Annotated in this window: 10 protein-coding genes, 1 tRNA gene and 1 pseudogene; 10 read left to right on the plus strand and 2 right to left on the minus strand. The window is 51.9% G+C overall.

Annotated elements, in window-relative coordinates:
* The first annotated feature begins 88 nt into the window (after positions 1 to 88).
* The 3 genes from J4864_RS00460 (at position 89) to J4864_RS00470 (ending at position 2,273) form a co-directional block, all read left to right on the plus strand.
* On the plus strand, positions 89 to 907 hold the full coding sequence (locus tag J4864_RS00460) for a DUF3316 domain-containing protein (protein WP_211814208.1): 819 nt from the start codon (positions 89 to 91) through the stop codon (positions 905 to 907).
* Positions 904 to 1,938, plus strand: a complete 1,035-nt coding sequence (locus tag J4864_RS00465) for a S41 family peptidase (RefSeq protein ID WP_211814209.1) — start codon at positions 904 to 906, stop codon at positions 1,936 to 1,938. Before J4864_RS00460 ends, J4864_RS00465 begins: the two co-directional genes overlap by 4 nt.
* Positions 1,939 to 2,191: 253 nt before the next feature.
* Positions 2,192 to 2,273 (plus strand) — tRNA-Leu (locus J4864_RS00470).
* A 797-nt stretch (positions 2,274 to 3,070) separates the two neighbouring features.
* Here the strand turns inward: J4864_RS00470 and sov are convergent.
* Together sov and ruvA are read right to left on the minus strand one after the other, a co-directional pair.
* Positions 3,071 to 10,624, minus strand: a complete 7,554-nt coding sequence (sov, locus tag J4864_RS00475) for a T9SS outer membrane translocon Sov/SprA (RefSeq protein WP_211814210.1) — start codon at positions 10,622 to 10,624, stop codon at positions 3,071 to 3,073.
* A gap of 105 nt (positions 10,625 to 10,729) precedes the next feature.
* Entirely contained in the window at positions 10,730 to 11,347 is a 618-nt protein-coding gene (ruvA, locus tag J4864_RS00480) for a Holliday junction branch migration protein RuvA (RefSeq protein WP_036876025.1), read from the minus strand.
* A gap of 1,127 nt (positions 11,348 to 12,474) precedes the next feature.
* Between ruvA and J4864_RS00485 the strand changes: the two genes are divergently transcribed.
* From J4864_RS00485 to J4864_RS00515, 7 genes and pseudogenes are all read left to right on the plus strand, one after another.
* On the plus strand, positions 12,475 to 13,092 hold the full coding sequence (locus J4864_RS00485) for a hypothetical protein (RefSeq protein ID WP_211814211.1): 618 nt from the start codon (positions 12,475 to 12,477) through the stop codon (positions 13,090 to 13,092).
* Positions 13,079 to 13,958, plus strand: a pseudogene (gene dinD / locus J4864_RS00490) (DNA damage-inducible protein D). Before J4864_RS00485 ends, dinD begins: the two are co-directional and overlap by 14 nt.
* Complete coding sequence (locus J4864_RS00495) at positions 13,945 to 14,586, plus strand: DNA alkylation repair protein (protein WP_211814212.1); 642 nt, start codon at positions 13,945 to 13,947, stop codon at positions 14,584 to 14,586. Before dinD ends, J4864_RS00495 begins: the two are co-directional and overlap by 14 nt.
* Before the next feature lie 250 nt (positions 14,587 to 14,836).
* Positions 14,837 to 15,736, plus strand: coding sequence for a diaminopimelate dehydrogenase (locus J4864_RS00500; RefSeq protein ID WP_007368180.1), 900 nt, complete (start codon positions 14,837 to 14,839; stop codon positions 15,734 to 15,736).
* 90 nt (positions 15,737 to 15,826) lie between these two features.
* Positions 15,827 to 16,228 carry a PH domain-containing protein gene (locus tag J4864_RS00505; RefSeq protein WP_036876029.1) on the plus strand — a complete coding sequence of 134 codons (402 nt, stop codon included), beginning with the start codon at positions 15,827 to 15,829 and terminating at the stop codon, positions 16,226 to 16,228.
* A complete protein-coding gene (gene dacB / locus J4864_RS00510; protein WP_211814213.1) occupies positions 16,225 to 17,538 on the plus strand; it encodes a D-alanyl-D-alanine carboxypeptidase/D-alanyl-D-alanine endopeptidase in 1,314 nt (437 codons plus the stop codon). Before J4864_RS00505 ends, dacB begins: the two co-directional genes overlap by 4 nt.
* Before the next feature lie 22 nt (positions 17,539 to 17,560).
* Positions 17,561 to 18,775, plus strand: coding sequence for a mechanosensitive ion channel family protein (locus J4864_RS00515; protein WP_211814214.1), 1,215 nt, complete (start codon positions 17,561 to 17,563; stop codon positions 18,773 to 18,775).
* Positions 18,776 to 18,822 lie beyond the last annotated feature (47 nt).

An 18,822-nucleotide genomic window follows, 5' to 3' on the forward strand; every position in this document is an offset into this window, starting at 1 on the left:
CTTGCAGTGTGTGACTGACATAGGCAGGGGCGCACAGACGGTGTGTCCCTGCTTTTGATACCCTCTTCCTGTTCCAAAACATCGATTCATGAACCTGAAAACCTCCTTGCTGCCCGCTCTCTGTCTGCTGTTGTCTATGCCTGTCGTTGCACAGGACACCTTGCACAGCCACAAGGTGATAACCAATGTGCAGATGCTCGGTGTCGGCACCGTAAACGTACTCGACACTTACCTCTCGCCAGAAGAATACCGTGGCACGGAGCTGCGGTATGTCTCCCACTCTGTACGTGAGAACGGCAGCCGGCTGTCCCGTGAGCTGGTACACCAGGCCCAGCTGCTGTCGGTCCATAACCGGAAAGACAACAACAATGAACTTGGCGGTTTCTACAATTTCCAGTACAGCTGGCACTATGCCCTCGGAAGATGGGAGCTCGGCAAAGGAGAACTGTGCCTGAAGGCAGGTGTCGGCATTGATACAAGGCTCGGCTTCCTTTACAACACCCGCAATTCCAACAATCTCGCACAGGCTTACGGACAGGTGAATGTTGCCCCCGATGCCGTCGCCGCCTATCGTTTCCACCTTTGGAACTGTCCTTTCCAGCTGCGTTATGAGTTGCAGGCACCGCTTCTCGGGCTGATGTTCTCACCCAATTACGGACAGAGCTATTACGAGATCTTCACCCGTGGAAACTACGACCACAACCTCGTTGTCACGACACCTGTCTCTGCTCCCTCCCTCCGTCAGCTGCTTACATTCGACTTCACGCTTCGCCATACGACCCTCCGCATCGGCTATCTGGGCGATTACCAGCAGGCAAAAGTCAACGGTCTGCGCCAGCACGCATGGAGCAGCCTCGTTGTGCTGGGCGTTGTACGTAAATTCTCCATCAACAAGATTATTCCATGAGAAAGCTGTTCCATACGGTTCTGAAAATATCTATCTCCGCACTTACACTGCTCGGTACGGTTGCCGGCTGTGTTACGAATGATGAACTTCCCGATGATCCGCAGGGGAACTTCGAGGCGTTGTGGCGTATCATGGACGAGCATTACTGCTTCTTCTCGCAGAAAGGCATTGACTGGCAGGAGGTACACAGCCGTTATGCCCGGCAGTTCGATGCGTCCATGACGGCGAAGCAGCAGTTCGAGGTGATGACCAATATGCTCTCCGAACTGAAGGACGGACACGTCAATCTGTACACCTCTTTCAACATCGGCCGCTATTGGGCCTGGCATGAGGATTACCCCAAGAACTATTCCGACTCACTTGAACGCAGGTATCTCAAGACCGACTATCTCATCGCAAGCGGGATGGACTATACCATCCTTGACGACAACATCGGATACCTGCGCTGTGAAAGTTTCCAAAACGGCATCGGTGCAGGCAACCTGGATGATGTTCTCCTTCACTTGCAGCCCTGCCGGGGACTGATCGTGGATGTCCGCAACAATGGCGGAGGCAACGTGAACAATGCGGAGGAACTGGCAGCCCGCTTTACGAACGAGGAACTGCTTGTGGGCTATATGCAGCACAAGACGGGGAAGGGGCATGACGACTTCTCTTCGTTGCGTCCGGAATATCTGAAGCCGGGACGTGGGGTGCGCTGGCAGAAACCGGTTGTCGTACTGACCAACCGCAGCGTCTTCTCGGCTGCCAACGAGTTTGTGAAGTATATGAAGTGCTGTCCCGGTGTTACCGTTGTGGGCGACCGTACCGGCGGCGGTGCCGGTCTGCCCTTCTCTTCTGAACTTCCCAATGGCTGGGGTGTCCGCTTCTCAGCCTGTCCGATGTACGACCGTGACAGGAAGATGACCGAGTTCGGTATTGATCCCGATCATAAGGTGGATCTCACCTCCGAGGATTTCGCACGAGGCAGAGATACGATCATCGAGTTTGCAAGGGAGCTGCTGAAGACCTCTCCCAACCCCTCCAAATGAGGAAGTGTCTCACGGAAGACGGGCAGGACAGTTCTGTTACCGCTCATCCGGCCTATTCCCCTTAAGGTCTGGCTCTGCCTGTCGTCATCCCTTACTCATTGGCTGCCACGTACCCCCCCCTCCTCGGGAGCGCGTGGAGAATTATAGACCCTTGTGGGAGATTCAGCTACTGCTGCTGACCCGAAACAGCTGGAAAAGATGTTCGCAAACATTTGGCTGTTTCTTAAACATTCCGTAACTTTGCAGCCGTTATGCGCCTGTGGCGGAATTGGTAGACGCGCTAGACTTAGGATCTAGTAACTTACGTTGTGCAGGTTCGAGTCCTGTCAGGCGCACGGAAAATACCGGATGATTGCCAGACAATCATCCGGTATTTTGCTTATGATAGTTTGGGAAGCACATAACCTCCTTATATTATAGGTGTTATAAACCTATGCGGCATCAGATTTACCAGCAGGTTTTGTCGGTTTTTCCGTTAAATGCGTAGATTAGAAATAGAATAAAGGCTTATACACTTGCAGTGTATGACTGTCCTGAATCAGATGCCCTTGCAAAGGAGGATAAACTACAAGATGAAATGCAGGAAAGACAGATAGATATGATGTCTGTCCATCAGCCTGTCTTTCCGTCTTCTACGGACAATTTATTCTCATATCATCGGTGTTTGTAAACATTTTTATGCAGTTCAAAGCTGACACATGCTCTTCTGGCTTCTAAAAGATGCCTGATTGATCTGCAAGGGGTGCTCTCTTAGCGTGTAACTAACGCCCTTTTGAAGTCCAATCAAGCATCTTTTACGAGAGACTTAACAACCGTCTGATTGACTGCCGGTTACAAACCTGCTTTTTGCACGTGTTATTTTTATCTGCAGATGATCTGTTTGAGATTATGTAATGACTTTTCAAAATCTTGTCTGTGTTTTCAACGTGTTAAAATGAAAAGGCTGTTGTATCGGAGGATGAGAATAGACAGTCAACAGTCTTGGCAATGTTTTCGTTTAATGAATCACTTCGGTTCTTCCGTTAAAGCTATGTGAAAAGCAGCCACGCATTTAACGGAAGAACCTTTTTTCATGGACATGGGGCGGTCGTACTGTCATGCTTCCACAGCTTGGCAGGATCGCTGCTGCTTTCTATCTCGTCAGACTGAGCCGGAGACTTACGCCGAAGTCGTGGGTGGTCGTCGGGTAACTGCCTGACGAGAGCAGGGGAGTGTTGATCTGCAGGTCGTAATAGAGGCTGGCCGTTACCAGACGGCTCAAGGTGTAGTCGCCCATGAAAGCGAACTTGAAGGCGGTGTTGCCGCTTGAGGCCGAAGAGGCGAGTGAGGCGATGTCGCGGGTGAGCGATGCCTGCCGCCGGTAACTCATGTCGAGACGGAGGTTGAGGTCGTGGTTCAGTCCGTTGTCCTGACGGGATGAGCTGTTGTCCTGCTGTGAAATTCCCATGTTATTTTTCTTCTTTCTTGCTACATGGCGTGTCCCGTTGTTGAAGAGGTTGAAGTCGTTGATCCGGTAGCCGATGCCTACGACCCAGTCTTTTGAGGAGGCCTCATTCAGCTGCACACTTGTCATGGACAGCGAGAGCACACGTGTCTGCCGGTATTCCAGGCGTGCCGTGAGGTTGTTCTGCAAGGTGAGGTCGATTCCGAGGAGCGGTGAGAATGCCTCGTTGATACTCACCTGTGAGATGTTGTACATCGAGCTTGGGATGGGGTTGCCTGTCGTGGCATCAGCGATGAATCCGAGTCCGTTCATGTATTCCTGCCATGTGCTGTAGCTCTGGTAAGAGCCGATGGCGAAGATGCTTCGGTAGGCATGATTGATGTTGACGCTTTTGAAGAACTGCTCGAAGAAAGGCAGCCGTGACAGTCCGCTGTAACGGATTGTCCAGTTGGGCAGCAGACTGCGCAGGGCAGGGAAGATGTTGAGCCCGTTGCCGCCCATGCTTGTATAGGCATTGAGGAAAGCAGGCACCATCACGTCGGCACTGTATTTGTTGACGGCTCCCACTGTCGGGTCGAAGTGTCCGCCGCCGAAGGAGGCAGGGTAGGTGGCGTTGCGGTATTGCGCCTCCACACGGTCGCGGTAGCCGTCGAGCGACTGCACGAAACGGTTGAATGTGGCACTGTGATAGCCGTTGTTGGCATCGCCCAGACTCTCGAAGGCCGTACCGAGTGACAGGGTGGTCATGGTGAAGGAACCGCTCTGCGTGGTCGGGTTGCCGGCATACATGTACTGGATGCTCCGTGAGGTGGTCTTCATCCGGCTGGCGGTAAGGTCGATCTTGAAGTCCTTGAACGGTTCCAGCGTCATGCGTATCTGCAGATCCTCGGTCTGATTGGTCGTAGCCGGTGTGGCCACGCTGTCGTTCATGAGCAGCCAGTTGTTGTCCCGTGCCTTGCCGATATAGTCGTCATCGATGAGGCCGAAGGCGAAGTCCAGTCCCGGCGACATTGCTCCCATTCCGCGTGTCTGTCCGAAGGCATCGCCTACAGTCGGCATGAATCCCGGCAGTGCCATGGCGTACTGGTTTCGGTAGGAAACGCTTGCCGAGCGCACCGTCATCAGCGCACGTGCCACACACTGTGCGGTTTTGTACCAGCCTTTGTTGTCGAGGGGCTCCTTGGGGGTGACGGTCAGTTTCATGCGGATGGCAGAGTCGGTGCGGTTGAATACCTTTACCTGCGTATCGCCCACCTTGCGCCACTTTATCTTCAACGTCTTTCCCCGCTCGTCCTTGGCAGAGACGATGAGCCTTTTCGTCTTCTTGCCGTGTGATACGAGGATGGCGGAATCGGCATTGATGACGATTTCCTTCTCAAAGCTTCTCTGGTTGCGGGGCAGAGCCTTTTTCTTCTCTTCGTCTTTGTCTTTCGGCTTCTTCTCTTTCTTTTCCTTTTCGGCTTTCTTTTGTTCATCGGTCAGCTTGGGGCGTACAGGACGTGTGCGGTTGAACCGTTCGTTGGCCTTCTTGAGGAAAGGCACATGATTGTAGAGCCGTTCGAGGTTGAACGAACCGTTGATGTTCAGCGAGCGGTTGGCCGTGATGGTGTTGCCGAGTGACGTCCCGTCTTCCAGTTTTGTCCCGCGTACCCAGGTATAGGCCGCTGTATAGTTGGCATCCGCATTCACCCAGTCGAAGACCGGCAGCAGGTTGATCGGCAGCTGGTAAGAGAGCGTGAAGTTCTGCTGGTAGTCGAGCGGTGTGCCGAAGTGCTTGATGCTCGTCCACACCGAGTCCTTCCATGCCTCGTATCGGTCGGGGTAGAGGTCTTTGTTGACCGGTGTGTAAGGCTCTTCTATCTCGGCGTGTGTCGCACTCTGGAAGTTCATGTGCAGGTTGCGTGTCAGGTCCCAGCGCAGGGCGAAATCACGGTTCCACAGGAACTGCTCGCTGAAGGTGAGCGGCAGCATGCTGTTCTCTGTCGATTCCATGTCCCGTTCCTGCAGTTCGTAGTAGTTGCGCACCATCTCGGTATTGAACGTGATGTTCTGCGGCAGCCAGTTCAGTCCGAACCGCTTGAGGATGTCGAACCATTTGGACCGGCTCTTGATCAGCCGTCTGAACGGCTCCCAGGTCCTGTACACCGGTGTCCAGTTGTAGTTCAGTGCGCCCCGCCAGTTGTCCTCATTCTCATAGACGGTCGTCTCACCCGATGTATGAGAGTGGGAATGGCTATAGGATAGGGCGAAGTTGGCCGGGTCGTACGGCATAGGGTGGTTTCTGGTCTGGATGCCTACACGCACGTTCGAGAGCGAGAAGTTCGTCGTCAGCCGTTTGGTGACGGCGATTGATTCGATGGAATCCCGTTCCTGACGGCTGGCGGCACCGTCGAGTGCGTCCTTCAGTTCCATGTCCGTATCGAGGGGGTTGTACTTAGGCCGGTTTTCACTCTTCGTGACACTGTAATATAAAGGTGCGGACACCTTGGCCTTGTCGGGGAAGAACTTGCCCAGTTCAAGGCTCGTGGTGACCGACACATCCGTCTTCGTCTCCTGCTGCCGCTCGTTGACACCCTGTTCCAGGCCGCCGAATCCGTCGGTGCTGTGGCTGGCATTGACATCCACCGTACCGAAGTCAGATAGCTGGAGATTGAGCTGTCCTCTTGCCGCCCAGCCGCCTTCGTTGTTGAATTCCAGCAGGCGAAGTTCGTTCACCCATACTTCACCGCTTTTCTGACTGCTGGAAAGGTTGCGTACACCGATGATCATCGTCTTCACTTCACCGAGTGTCGGATTGCCCATCACCGTCACCTTGTTGGCAGGACGGTCGGTGTCGTAGACGGAGAAAGCCCGGTTGTAGCTTGCCGTTCCTGCACCCCGTGCCTGGTTGCGCTGTTTCTTCACGGAGGTGAGCAGCTTCAGCGGGATGTCAAGCATATTCTCCTCGGGCCATACGATGCGGCGGTCATGGCCGGTGTACATATCATAATGTCCCGGAGCCGACAGCTTCAGCGGGATTTCATACTCGTAGTAGTTGTTCTTGTAATCCGATCCCAGACGGATGAACACAGCCAGCTGGTTGTCAGTCAGGTTGGTCGTGTTCTGTTCGAAGGCGTTGGCGTGTACGAACATCTGCAGCCGCTTGTACTGGCGCAGGTCGAGGGTAGTGTTCTTGTAGACAGCCTTCGACTCGCCTGTACCCAGGTTGTTGACGACCATGGAGAGTGCCTGCTCGTTCTCTTCGACAAGCTGTGGCTGGTTCGGATCCTGTCCACGGCGGATGCCCGGCGGCAGGATGTAGTTCACGGGCACCTTGTCGTTGTTCTCCTCAAGGCTCACGGCACTTACCGACATTGTACCTGTATTGCTGGCAGAGTTGGTGAGGTTCTGCTGATACTGCCGCCACTTGCCGCTGACGAGGTCGAGCGTACCGAACCGGAGGACGATGGGTTTCTCGAAACCTGTGAGGAACATACGCATGAAGCGGATGCTGGTGAAGTCGCTGATGTTGCCTACACGTTTCTGGAACTCCTCCAGCGGGATGCGGAACTGATACCACGTGACGGGTTCCGACCCGCCTTTGCGCAGGGAGGCAGAGGCTACTCGCTTGTCGACAATGTAGTTCCGGCCGACGACGAGGTCCTGCGGACGGATGCTGACGTGGTACTGATAGTACTTCTCGTATTCGTTCAGTGTGTAATCCTGGTTGATGTCCTCCACGTCGGGCGTCGTCTTGTACGAGGTGTCGTAACGCTCGTTGTTGTTGTCATTGTCCGGTGAGTTGCCCTGTGGGTTGTTGATGCGCTTGTAGCGTTCGAGAATGGAAGCCTGCTTCGCATCCCAGTCTGAACCACGGAAATAGTGGTAGTCATCGTTGGCCGGATCCGCCCAGATAGAATCGAAGACGGCCTGATTGGTGTTGGCACGGGCTGCGGTGAGGAAGTTCTGGTAGGATACGAACTGTCGTTCTTCTTCGTCCGTCAGACCGTTGAATCCCACGTCCTGCTTGGCACGGCTGCCCTTTGACGTGGCAAAGGCGTAGGTGACGGTGCTCTGCGTCGGAATCTTACCCCATTGTGTGGTCGTCCACGACGGGCTGCCGTCTACCGGCATACCGCTTTCATAGAACTTCTTTCCATCCTTCAGCACATCTTCTGACACTTCACCGAGGTCGATGTAGAAGTCGCCGCCATACTGGTTGGCATTCGGCAGCCGGTTGGAATAGATGAACGGGTCGAGCAGCCAGAACTCGATGTATTCGATGTTGGCGGTCTGGAAGTCGTTGGTGTCGAGCTTGCGCATCATGCCTCCCCATGTACCGGCAGGATGGGTGAGGTGGCCGTTGATGTCTATGTTCGGATTGAAGTTGTATGGTCCGCGTTCGGAAGGATAATAGGCGAGGTTCAGGATATTCAGCGTAGAGATGGAACCGCTGTAGTTCCGGTCACGGTTCGGGAACAGCTCGCTTACCGGAATCTCGCGTACATAATGGTTGGAGAGCTGGTCGAGGTCGCTCTTGATATGTCCCGGTGTCAGCGAACTGCTGCGCCGTGTGAAGAGCGGGTCGATGTTGTACCATGCCAGCAGACTGCGGTTGAATCCGCTGTTGAGGGTCGTCTTGTCGGAATGTTCGGGGAAGTCGGACGGTACGCTGGAGATGATCCACGATGTCGGCTGGCTTACGTCGATGGTCGTCTTCGCCCCCTCGAAGTCGTCCAGATAGGAGGCGTTGTCCTGTGTTCCTTTGCTCTGTCCGGCCAGAAGCTGTGCAAACTCGGCGGAGAATGTGATGTAGGAAGGCTGACTGACGTGCAGCAACGGAATCTTGTCGAGCATATTCGTCAGCCACTGGCTTTCCTTCTTCCAGTTGATGTTCAGTCCCCAGATGGTGTTGTTGAGCGGTTCTGCCCCCATGTTCACCTTGGTTGTCAACGGCTGTTCGGACAGGTGCATGAACGTGCCGCCGATCTGGAAGTCTTTGGTGAAGTCGTATTCCCAGTTCACGCCGATCATTGTCTTGCGTTCCTGCTGGTAGGCACTCTGGCTTTCCAGAGAGACATTGATGGCTGTTCCGGCGTCAATGATACTCTGATTGAGGATGGTTACCTCTCCGGCACTGTAATCGACACTGTAGTCAGAGCCTTCATTCAGGGTCACACCGCCTGCCGTCACGACCACCGATCCCTGTGGTACGTTATAGGCTCCGAGGGAAATGACATTCGCCGCCGTGCCCCGGTACTGCCCTGTGAGCATGAACTTGTCTTTTTCGGCAATCTGCTTGGCGATGGTCTTTGTGGAGTCGTAAAGCTGTTCGAAGACATACTTGTCTGCAATGCCTGCTGTGATGCCTCTGTCAGTCAGGGCTTTCCGTAGTCCCCTGCCGAACGGTTCCGCCATCGGCAGGAAGACACGTCCGTTGCTGACGGTGTACCCCTCAACGTAATCGAAGTAGCCGTTGGGATGGGGATTGTTATTGTTGTCCAGCCGGTCGGCATTCAGGAGTTTGATGAGCGTCTGGCTTTTTACCTGCGGCTCCGGTATATAGGAAAGGTAGACGCCAGTCGTGTCGCTCTGGTACTTCACGTCAAGGCGGAACTTGTCACGCTCGATGTTTGAGGCAAGGTAATAGACGTTCTTCATCATCAGATTCCAGTTTCCCTGCCTGGGGTTGTTGCTGGTGTTCTTCAATGACTTGACGAAGAGCGCCTCGTTGATGTCCGTGTGGTCGCTGGCAAACTCTCCCACCTGGTAGGTCACGCCTCCGTAGGTGTATTCATAGGCGATCGCCAGCACCTGGTCGGTCTGCAGACCGCTTCTCAGCGAGATATATCCCAGGGCTGTGTTGACTGAATATTCCGAACTGTTCAGCAGCCGGGCATTGGCGAGTTTCTCGTAGTCGTTGCCTCCCACCAGTCCTGCACCGTCCAGGATGCCTGTCACCTGGTCGATGTCGCGGGCGGCGGGATAGGTCTGTGTAAGGGTGCTGTACTCTGTGTTGGCATTGTTCGACGGGACGGGGCCGGAGCCTGTCCCCCACAGGTCGGTACGGCTGATTTTCCTGTTCTCGCCGAGGTCGGTCAGTGCCACGATGTTGCGGGTGTTGCTGGTCGTTCCTGTCTTGTTTGTCACCCATACTTCCACACGGTTGATGGTTATGCCTGTCTTGAGGTTCGGCAGCGATTTCATCGCCGCGTCATAGTTGTCGCGGAAGTACTGGGAGAGGAAGAAGTGGCGGTTCTCCTCGTAGTCGGCTGCATCGATCTCGAACGGTGTCAGCTGTTTGCCGCCCCTTGAGCTGACGCTCTTGTTGGAACTCTTCTTCTGCGAGAGTACCGTCTGCAGCTTCAGCTTGCCGAACTGCAGGTCTGTGCGGATGCCGAAGAGCGCCGATGCCCCCTGCACGAGCGAGTTGTTGGATGGGAAGGAGACGTTGCCGCCTTCAACGAGCTTGATGATCTCGTCTTCCTTGCCTTCGTATCTCAGTTTGAAATTCTGCGTATCGAAGTCGAACGTCGCATCAGTGTTGTAGTTCAGGTTCATGTTCACCTTGTCGCCCACCTTTCCGTTCACATTGACATTGATTTTCTCGTCGAAGTCCATCGCTGTCGTCTTGCGGTTGCGGATGGGCAGCGAAGGATTGTCTATGTTCTTGATGTTGGCGCCGAACTTCAGCTCTGCCGATCCCTGTGTCTTGATGCGTACGCCGCCCGGTCCGAAGATCTTTTCGGCCGGCCCGAGGGAGAAGTGCATGTCCGTGAAGTCGAACTTGTCCTTGCCTTTCTCCTTCAGTATCTCCTGGTTCTTCGAGCGGTAATAATCGGCGAAGCTGCGCTTCTCCGTCCATCTGCGGTATTCTTCCGGCGTCATCATGATCGGTGCCATCACGTAGGTGTCGCCGATTTTGTTGCCGATGATGTAGCGGTCGAGCGAATCGTTGTACTCCACGGTCTGCCGCATATTCTCCGGACGGATGAGATCGGTGGAGTTCTCTTTGAGGTCGTCGTAGGTTATCGGGGTAGTGCGCTGCACCTTCCAGCGGGGATGAAGCAGCGAGTCGGGAATCTTCTCCTCGTCAATCTCCACCTCGGCCGTCTTCGCCTTCTTGACGGTGTCCGGGGGTGCAACGGATCTGGCCGGCTTTGCGAATGGTGCAAAGTTGAGGGCTGGATGTCCCCACCCCAGCAGGCAGATGCTGCCGAGAAACAGGACGACGAGGAGAGATATGTATTGCTTTCTTTTCAAGAAGATGGGGGATTGGGAGCCTTCCTTATCCCTTTTCGGAGGAGGGGGATGTGTGGGCGGTGATAGACGGTGATGAGCAGTGATAAACGATGATGGCCGGAGGGCTTACTTTATCATCTTCAGCGCCAGCTTGACGACCTGTTCCACGGGAAGGTCGGGCTGGTCGGTGAGGATGCTCACGACGACCTTGGCCGATGGGGCAGGGGAGAAGCCCAGCATGGTCAGCGCACTGACGGCCTCGTCCTTGATGGCGGTGTCGACAGCCGGCGTACCGGGCTGGCTGCTGACGTGGAGTTCGTCGGCAATGCCGCTCTGCATGATCTTGTCCTTCAGGTCGACGATGATGCGCTGTGCCGTGCGCAGTCCGATGCCCTTGACCGTCTTCAGCATCTTTTCGTCAGCGTTGGCAATGACGTTGCACAATTCTGCAGGTGTCAGAGACGAGAGGATCATGCGTGCGGTGTTGGCTCCTACACCCGAGACGGTGATCAGCAGGCGGTAGAGCGATCGTTCCTGCCTGCTGGCAAAACCGTAGAGGGTGTAGCTGTCGTCGCGGCCGCCGGTCATAATCGCCTCGTGTACATAGAGTTTCACAGTTGTCTTGCCTTGTAGGGCACTGTAAGTATTGAGCGAAATGTTCAGCGCATAACCTACCCCGTGTGCCTCGACGACGGCCAAGGCAGGTGTCAGGTCAGCGAGTTCGCCCCTGATGTATTCTATCATAATCCTATAAAAATATGCTCCTTGCCGTGGCAAGGCATTCTGTATATACAAGAAAAATAACGCTGCAGTTTGGCTTTTATTGTATATGACAAATAAAAAGAGCAACCTCTCCCCGGCCTCACCCCCAGCCCTCCCCAGTGGAGCGGGGGAGTGACTATCGATGTGGGCTGAACAGAAAGTGTAAAATGCTACTTGCTGGTTGAATAATATTTACAATTTATGGTACAAAACGATACTTTCGTCAAGTGTTATAACACCCCGAAAATAGGTAGTTAAGCAGTACTTGAATTGCAATCAAGCATCTTTTGGATTCCAATCAAGGCTTGATTGACTTGCAAAAGATGCCCTTTTGAAGCTTTACTAACGCCCTTTTGAAGTTCAATTAAGCACCTTTTTGTACGGTTGTGTATGTGTTTGATTATAAGAGGCTTACAAAGTGTATTGAAGTGTGTTCCGGCTATGTTTTCACTTGCCGCTTTCAATCTTGTCAACGGCTTTGTTTCCCGTGATAGTCTCGATGAATAAACAAGGTAAAGAATTAATACAAAACGAAAGCTGCTTTTCCTTTTCTTCTCGGTCTTCCAACGCAGTAGTTCGCAGAAATGCTTATGGCTGGTACATACATTGGCTGATTCATTTTTGATAAATGCTGCAAAGCACCAAACCCACATTTAATAGGCAAGACTATAAGCAGGATGTTTGGATGACGGCGCAAATCCGCTTAAAGAATGTCTGAAAATCAACGGACGATAGTTAGCTGAAAGTTTGGATATTATGTTTGCTTTATCATAAAATTTTGTACCTTTGTGGCATTACTAACCCTTTAATTCTAAGCGATATGATGAAGTACGTTATTCAAGCAAAGAAAAATCCGCTGAAGAAAGAAGAGGTGAAGTCTTATCCGCAGGCTGCACCGACTACTCAGGTTACGCAGGTCTCAAAGTTTAAAAATTTGATTTTACAACTCTTTGATAATAAATACCTGGTAAGTGGTAATAATTGTCTTATAAGATAATTTTAAGATGGTGTACAGTAAGGTGGAATTGACTATAAGGCTTTTAAGATAGTAGAAATAAGTGTAAATGAGTCAGTAAATAGAGGTTAACATTAAATTATAAGGTTGAAAAATGAACTGGATAAAAATAAACGATATACGCTGGAAGACAATAGAAAATATACTCTTTGTAATAGCTATTATATCATTAATAGGAATAGGAATAGAGATTTTCTTAATGGAAAAATTAGGATTAGGACAAGTAGAAGCAACTTTAATAGTAGGAATAGTTGCTGCTTTTGTTAGCACAATGGAAATTTCCGCAACTATAAAACAATCAAGTAAAAATACTTTTATCAACACCATAACAATTGCTCGAAAGGAATATATGGCAGAACTTCGTAAAGCTGTTGAAGAGTTTTGTGTAACTGCTGAAAGAAACGACAATGATAGGTTGAAAGAATTGTCGTATAAATTAAAATTGTTGATGAATCCTGCTGATAAGGATAATGAGCATTGGGATAGGAAAGCTATTGAAATGATTGATAAAATAGTCCAAGCAGAGAATAAAACAGAAGATATTGATAGTTTCATAACACTAATGCAATCATGGCTTGCTCTTGAATGGCATGGAATGAGAGAAGAAGCTAAAAAAGGAATAATGAGCAAAGAAGATAAAAAAACTTTGCTGGATACTGAATATAGTAAATATACAGAATGGATGGAGGAAAAAGACAATGGACAAGAATAGCATATTACAATATAAATCATCGTTCGATAGTATTGTCAGATACATTGAGAGTGACGATAGCGAAGAACAGGTAGAAGTCTGGTTTGCACGCGAACTGCAAACAATATTAGGCTATGCACGTTGGGAGAACTTTCTTGTTGCCATACGACGGGCAGTAGATTCGTGTAAAGCACAAGGAATCAATGTTGATGATCATTTTCGTGAGGTCACGAAAATGATAGAAATAGGCAAAGGCGGAAAACGAGAAGTATCCGACTTTATGCTTACTCGCTATGCCTGCTACCTTATCGCTCAAAACGGTGATCCAAAGAAAGAAGAAATTGCATTCGCCCAAAGCTACTTTGCTGTACAAACACGAAAAGCAGAATTGATAGAAGAGCGACTGAACCTGTTGTCTCGTTTAGAAACCCGTGATAAATTGAGAATGGCGGAAAAACAATTGTCGCAGAACATATATCAGCGAGGAGTTGATGACAAAGGCTTCGGGCGTATACGCTCCAAAGGCGACATGACACTTTTCGGAGGACACACCACAGAAGATATGAAGAACCGATTGGGGGTGAAATCCAACAGACCGCTGGCTGACTTTCTGCCCACCCTTACCATAGCTGCCAAGAACCTTGCTACGGAAATGACCAACTACAACGTAGAAAACAAAGACCTGCATGGAGAACTACCTATTTACGCGCGAACACATCCAGAACAACCAAAGCGTGCGTGATATGTTGGGACAGCGTGGCATCAAGCCTGAAGAGCTTCCACCCGCAGAAGATATTAAGAAACTGGAACGCAAGGTTGCACGAGACGAGAAAAAGATAGAACAAGCCTCACAAAAACTACCGAAGAATAAGAATGGAGATTCATAATATATTAAACAAGATACTGCAAATAGAGCATGGCTTTCAGCACATCATTGATGGAGCCGATGAAATCCTTTCTACATACTCAAAAGAACAATGCTTAGAATTAGCACTTGAATTGTTAAAGCACGAAGCCTATCAAGCCCGAATGTTGGCAACAACGATATTGGGTAGATTGGCAACAGAGGATAATAATGTACTTTGTTTTTTGAAAGAGCAAGTAAGCACCGATGAGAATTGGCGTGTGCAGGAAATGCTTGCAAAGGCTTTCGATGAAGTTTGCAAACACAGAGGATATGAAATGTCCTTACCGCTCATAGAAGAGTGGATAAATGACGATAATCCGAATGTTGTCCGTGCCGTAACAGAGGGATTGAGAATTTGGACAAGTCGCCCATTCTTCAAAGATAATCCTGCAATTGCCATTGCATTAATCAGTAAGCACAAAGCACATGAGAGCGAGTATCTCCGGAAATCCGTGGGAAACGCATTGAAGGATATAAGCAAGAAACATTGTGAATTGATACGAGCTGAAGTACGGCAATGGGATTTATCCAATCCACGAGTTATGTTTACTTATAAACTTGTGTTAAGAAACAAATCCCTGCTGTCATTAATAGACGATAAAGAATAGATGATAAAACAGGCGCACCAGTAACCCCCTGTATTGTTTTTATTTCCTCTGTCAATCAACCCGCCCCCCGGCATCATATTCCAAGTCCCCTCCTTTGGGGAGGGGATGGGGCTTGACCGGTTTGCTGTCTTGCTGGGGGCAGGGCTTATATAATTGTGTTAAAAATATGCCGCAAGGCAATACTTTCTACAAAGAAAACATTACTTTTGCAGATGTATAAAGAGTACTAATCATAAAAGGTAAAAGGAATATGAAAAAGATCAGAGCAGCCGTTGTAGGCTATGGCAATATCGGTCAGTACAGCGTCCAGGCATTGGAAGCTGCAAAAGATTTCGAGATTGCAGGTATCGTACGCCGTCAGGGTGACAAGGACAAGCCCCGGGAACTCGCCCCGTATGAGGTGGTTGACGACATTACCAAGCTCAAGGATGTGGACGTAGCTATCCTTGCCACACCTACTCGTAAGTGTCCGGAATATTCCGAGAAAATCACGGCACTGGGTATCAACACCGTTGACTCGTTCGACATTCACGGTTCTATCCTCGATTACCGTACGAAGCAGATGGAGAACAACAAGCGTACGAATACCGTCAGTGTGATTTCAGCAGGCTGGGATCCGGGTTCTGATTCTATCGTACGTGTGCTGCTGGAAAGCCTTGCACCGGAAGGTCTTTCCTATACCAACTTCGGTCCGGGCCGTTCCATGGGACACTCTGTCGTCGCCCGCAGCAAGAAAGGGGTGAAGGACGCATTGTCCATGACCATTCCTCTCGGCGAGGGAATCCACCGCCGTATGGTCTATGTGGAACTGGAAGAGGGGGCGACCCTCGAGGAGGTAACCAAGGAAATCAAGGCCGACGACTACTTCGCCCACGACGAGCTGCACGTGTTTGCCGTACCGAGCGTTGCTGCCCTGAACGATGTCGGGCATGGCGTTCACATGACACGCAAGGGCGTGAGCGGGAAGACGCACAATCAGCGTTTCTCATTCGACATGAGCATCAACAACCCGGCTCTTACGGCGCAGGTGCTCGTGAATGTGGCGCGTGCCAGCTTCCGCCTTGCACCGGGCTGCTATACAATGCCCGAAATCCCAGTCATCGATATGCTGCCGGGCAGCCGTGAGGACGTTATCGCAACGCTGGTTTAGAATGATGGCTTATGGGCTGAGAAGCCTTGTTGATCTTATTGGTCTTATTCGCCTGACAAGGGCGATAAGGCCAATAATCTTTTGCGCAATATGAGAACTTTCCGACATAAAGTGACGATAAACGACGCAGGAGCCATCGTGGTGTTTGGCTTGGGATCCTTTTTCTGTCTGTGGAACAGGACGAACAGTCTGATGATTCTCCTCGGTGTCCTCCTTGTTGTCGTGACCATCCGGGCTGTGGACCGTGCCATCCATACGGAATATGTGCTGACTGATGACGGTGTGCTGCAGGTGAAGACAGGACGGGTCGGCCGGACAAGACGGATAGAACTGAAGAAGATAAAGAAGATAGGGAAACGTCCGTTTGCCTTCCGTTTAGGTGTCTACGCACTGATAGAGCTGGAGGACGGAAGCGTTGTCAGCGTTCAGCCTGATAATATGGACGGTTTTCTGTCAGCCCTTGGAAAACGGATAGAAACGAAAGAGAAATGAGATTGAGACTCTTCCCGGCACTGCTTCTCGGTGTCGTGTTAAGCCTGCCGGTACAGGCGCAGGTCAGTTTAGACAGCACGATGGTTGCGGACACCATCGTCTCGAAGGCTTTTGCAGTACAGCCGGAGAACGATGATTCCATCAGCGAGGAAGAAGATACGGACAGTATTATCCCGGCCTTCTCTGCGGACAGCCTGCTCAGCTGGAAGGAGAATGCCGTAATGCGGCTGGACGGCATACTCCGCAGCCCGTTGCTGGAGACAGTGCAGACGAGTGTGATGGTTTGGGATCTGACCGATGACGTACCTGTCTATCAGTTTCGTGAACGCCTCCATCTGCGCCCGGCATCCACGATGAAATGCGTCACTGCCATTGCAGCCTTGGACAGGCTCGGAGCCGACTACGATTTCCGGACACGTGTTTACTGCACTGGCGAAATGGACGATTCCACACTCGTTCTGCATGGCGACCTCTATTGCGTGGGCGGTATGGATCCGATGCTCTCGTCCTCGGACCTGGCGGAGATGGCACGTGTCATACGCAATCATGGCATCACGTGTGTAGAGGGCAATCTCTATACCGACTTCTCCTTCAAGGACCGCGACCGGCTGGGGAAAGGCTGGTGCTGGGACGACAAGAATCCTGTGCTCTCGCCGCTGCTTGTCGATCGCAAGGATGACTTCGCCGACCGTTTCCGCCGCCGATTGTCGGAGGCGGGTGTAACGGTGAATGGTATTACCGCCGACCGGCAGCTTCCTGACAGTGCCCGGCTGCTGACGATGCAGACGCACTCCGTCCGCCAGGTGCTTCGCCGCATGATGAAGGTGAGCGACAATCTCCATGCCGAGTCGCTGTTCTACCAGCTGGCTGCCAGCGGCGGTACACGGTGGGCATCGGCACGCCAGGCACGGCAGTATGCGTATTCTCTCTTCAGCCGTATCGGGCTGAATCCCCGTGACTATTATGTTGCTGACGGGTCCGGTCTCTCTCTGTATAATTACGTGAGTACCGAACTTGAGACAAGGCTGCTGCGGTATGCCTATCAGCATCCGGAAATCTATGAAGTCCTGCATGAGGCTCTGCCGGTGGCAGGCGTGGACGGAACCTTGCGGAAACGGATGCGCGGCACGGCTGCGGCCGGTAATGTGCGGGCCAAGACGGGCACGGTGAAGGGTGTCAGTTCGCTGGCGGGTTACCTCACGGCTTCCAACGGTCACCTGCTCTGTTTCTCGGTCATCTGCAACGGCGGACTTTCCAACGGTCCTATGCGCAACCTGCAGAACAAGATCTGTGTGGCACTGTGCCAATAGCTTATGAAATTAGGATTTGTGAATGATGAATTTCAAATTAACACCTCCCCGTCATTTCGTCAACGATGCACTTGAAGAAATCAGGATCTTCGTAGAGAACATTATCCTTTCGTTGGGTGTACACGGCCATGCCGTACCCGTCGTGCGCCATGTGTTGCTGGCCGTGGTTGCCCTCCTGCTGGCATTTTTTGCCGAACGGCTCTGTAAGTATATCCTCGTGCCGCTCATTCTCCGGCTGGTGAAGCGCACCGAAGCGCACTGGGATGATGTCGTCTTCGATCGTCAGGTACTGCGCACAGCCTGCCACATTGCCCCTGCACTGGTGATATGGCAGCTGATGCCGCTTGTCTTCTATCAGTTCCCCATGGTGCAGGAAATACTGCGTCGGCTCACGGCGGTCTATCTCACCATCGCTGCGACACGTCTGATTACCGGCATCATCGACCGTCTGCGTTATCTGAACACCCGCCCCGGCAGTTCCACGAGCCAGTATCTCAAGTCGTTCTGCGGCGTACTGAAGATTCTTGCCATCTTCATCGCCGTGGTTGTCGTCATCGGTATTCTCATCAATCGCAGTCCGATGGCATTGCTTGCCGGCCTGGGAGCGACTTCGGCCGTCCTCATGCTGGTGTTCAAGGACACCATCGACGGCCTCGTCGCCGGCATCCGGCTGACCAGCAACGAGATGATACACATCGGAGACCATATCACCGTACCCGGCGGATTCGTGGACGGAACGGTCATGGACATCACACTCACTACCGTAAAGGTGCGGCAGGCCGACAATACCATCACCACCGTACCCCCTCTGACACTCGTCAGCGGTATCTTCCAGAACTGGAAAGGGGTGCAGGATGTGGACGGACAGCGGGTGAAGAAGATGGTCTACTTCGACGTGCGCAGCATCCGTGTAGTGGATGACAGCCTCCGGAAGCAGCTTCTGGAGCAGGGATTCGTGAAGGAGGAGGAGCTGAAGGGTGAGGTCGTCAACATGGCGCTTTTCCGCCATTATATGGAGCATTACCTTGCCAAACGGGAAGATGTCAATGAGAAGATGACGCTCCTCGTGCGCCAGCTGGAGGCCACACAGGCGGGTGTGCCGATCGAGCTCTATTTCTTCCTACGCACAAAAGACTGGATTCCCTACGAGCATTCGATGGCCGATATTCTCGAGCACGTCTATGCGTATGCCAATGCTTTCGGCCTGAAAATCTACGAGCAGACCCCTGTACAGTGAGCACTTCCTCCTTATTCCCCATCCCCTTTCGGGTGGGGAATAAGGAG

Origin of the sequence: Prevotella multiformis, from assembly GCF_018127985.1 — a bacterium.
Classification (GTDB): domain Bacteria; phylum Bacteroidota; class Bacteroidia; order Bacteroidales; family Bacteroidaceae; genus Prevotella; species Prevotella multiformis.

Bases quoted from the DNA above. Each gene is read 5' to 3' on its own strand.
- J4864_RS00460 (WP_211814208.1), top strand. From the start codon at position 89: ATGAACCTGAAAACCTCCTTGCTGCCCGCTCTCTGTCTGCTGTTGTCT.
- J4864_RS00465 (WP_211814209.1), top strand. From the start codon at position 904: ATGAGAAAGCTGTTCCATACGGTTCTGAAAATATCTATCTCCGCACTT.
- ruvA (WP_036876025.1), bottom strand. From the start codon at position 11,347: ATGATAGAATACATCAGGGGCGAACTCGCTGACCTGACACCTGCCTTG.
- J4864_RS00485 (WP_211814211.1), top strand. From the start codon at position 12,475: ATGAACTGGATAAAAATAAACGATATACGCTGGAAGACAATAGAAAAT.
- J4864_RS00495 (WP_211814212.1), top strand. From the start codon at position 13,945: ATGGAGATTCATAATATATTAAACAAGATACTGCAAATAGAGCATGGC.
- J4864_RS00500 (WP_007368180.1), top strand. From the start codon at position 14,837: ATGAAAAAGATCAGAGCAGCCGTTGTAGGCTATGGCAATATCGGTCAG.
- J4864_RS00505 (WP_036876029.1), top strand. From the start codon at position 15,827: ATGAGAACTTTCCGACATAAAGTGACGATAAACGACGCAGGAGCCATC.
- dacB (WP_211814213.1), top strand. From the start codon at position 16,225: ATGAGATTGAGACTCTTCCCGGCACTGCTTCTCGGTGTCGTGTTAAGC.
- J4864_RS00515 (WP_211814214.1), top strand. From the start codon at position 17,561: ATGATGAATTTCAAATTAACACCTCCCCGTCATTTCGTCAACGATGCA.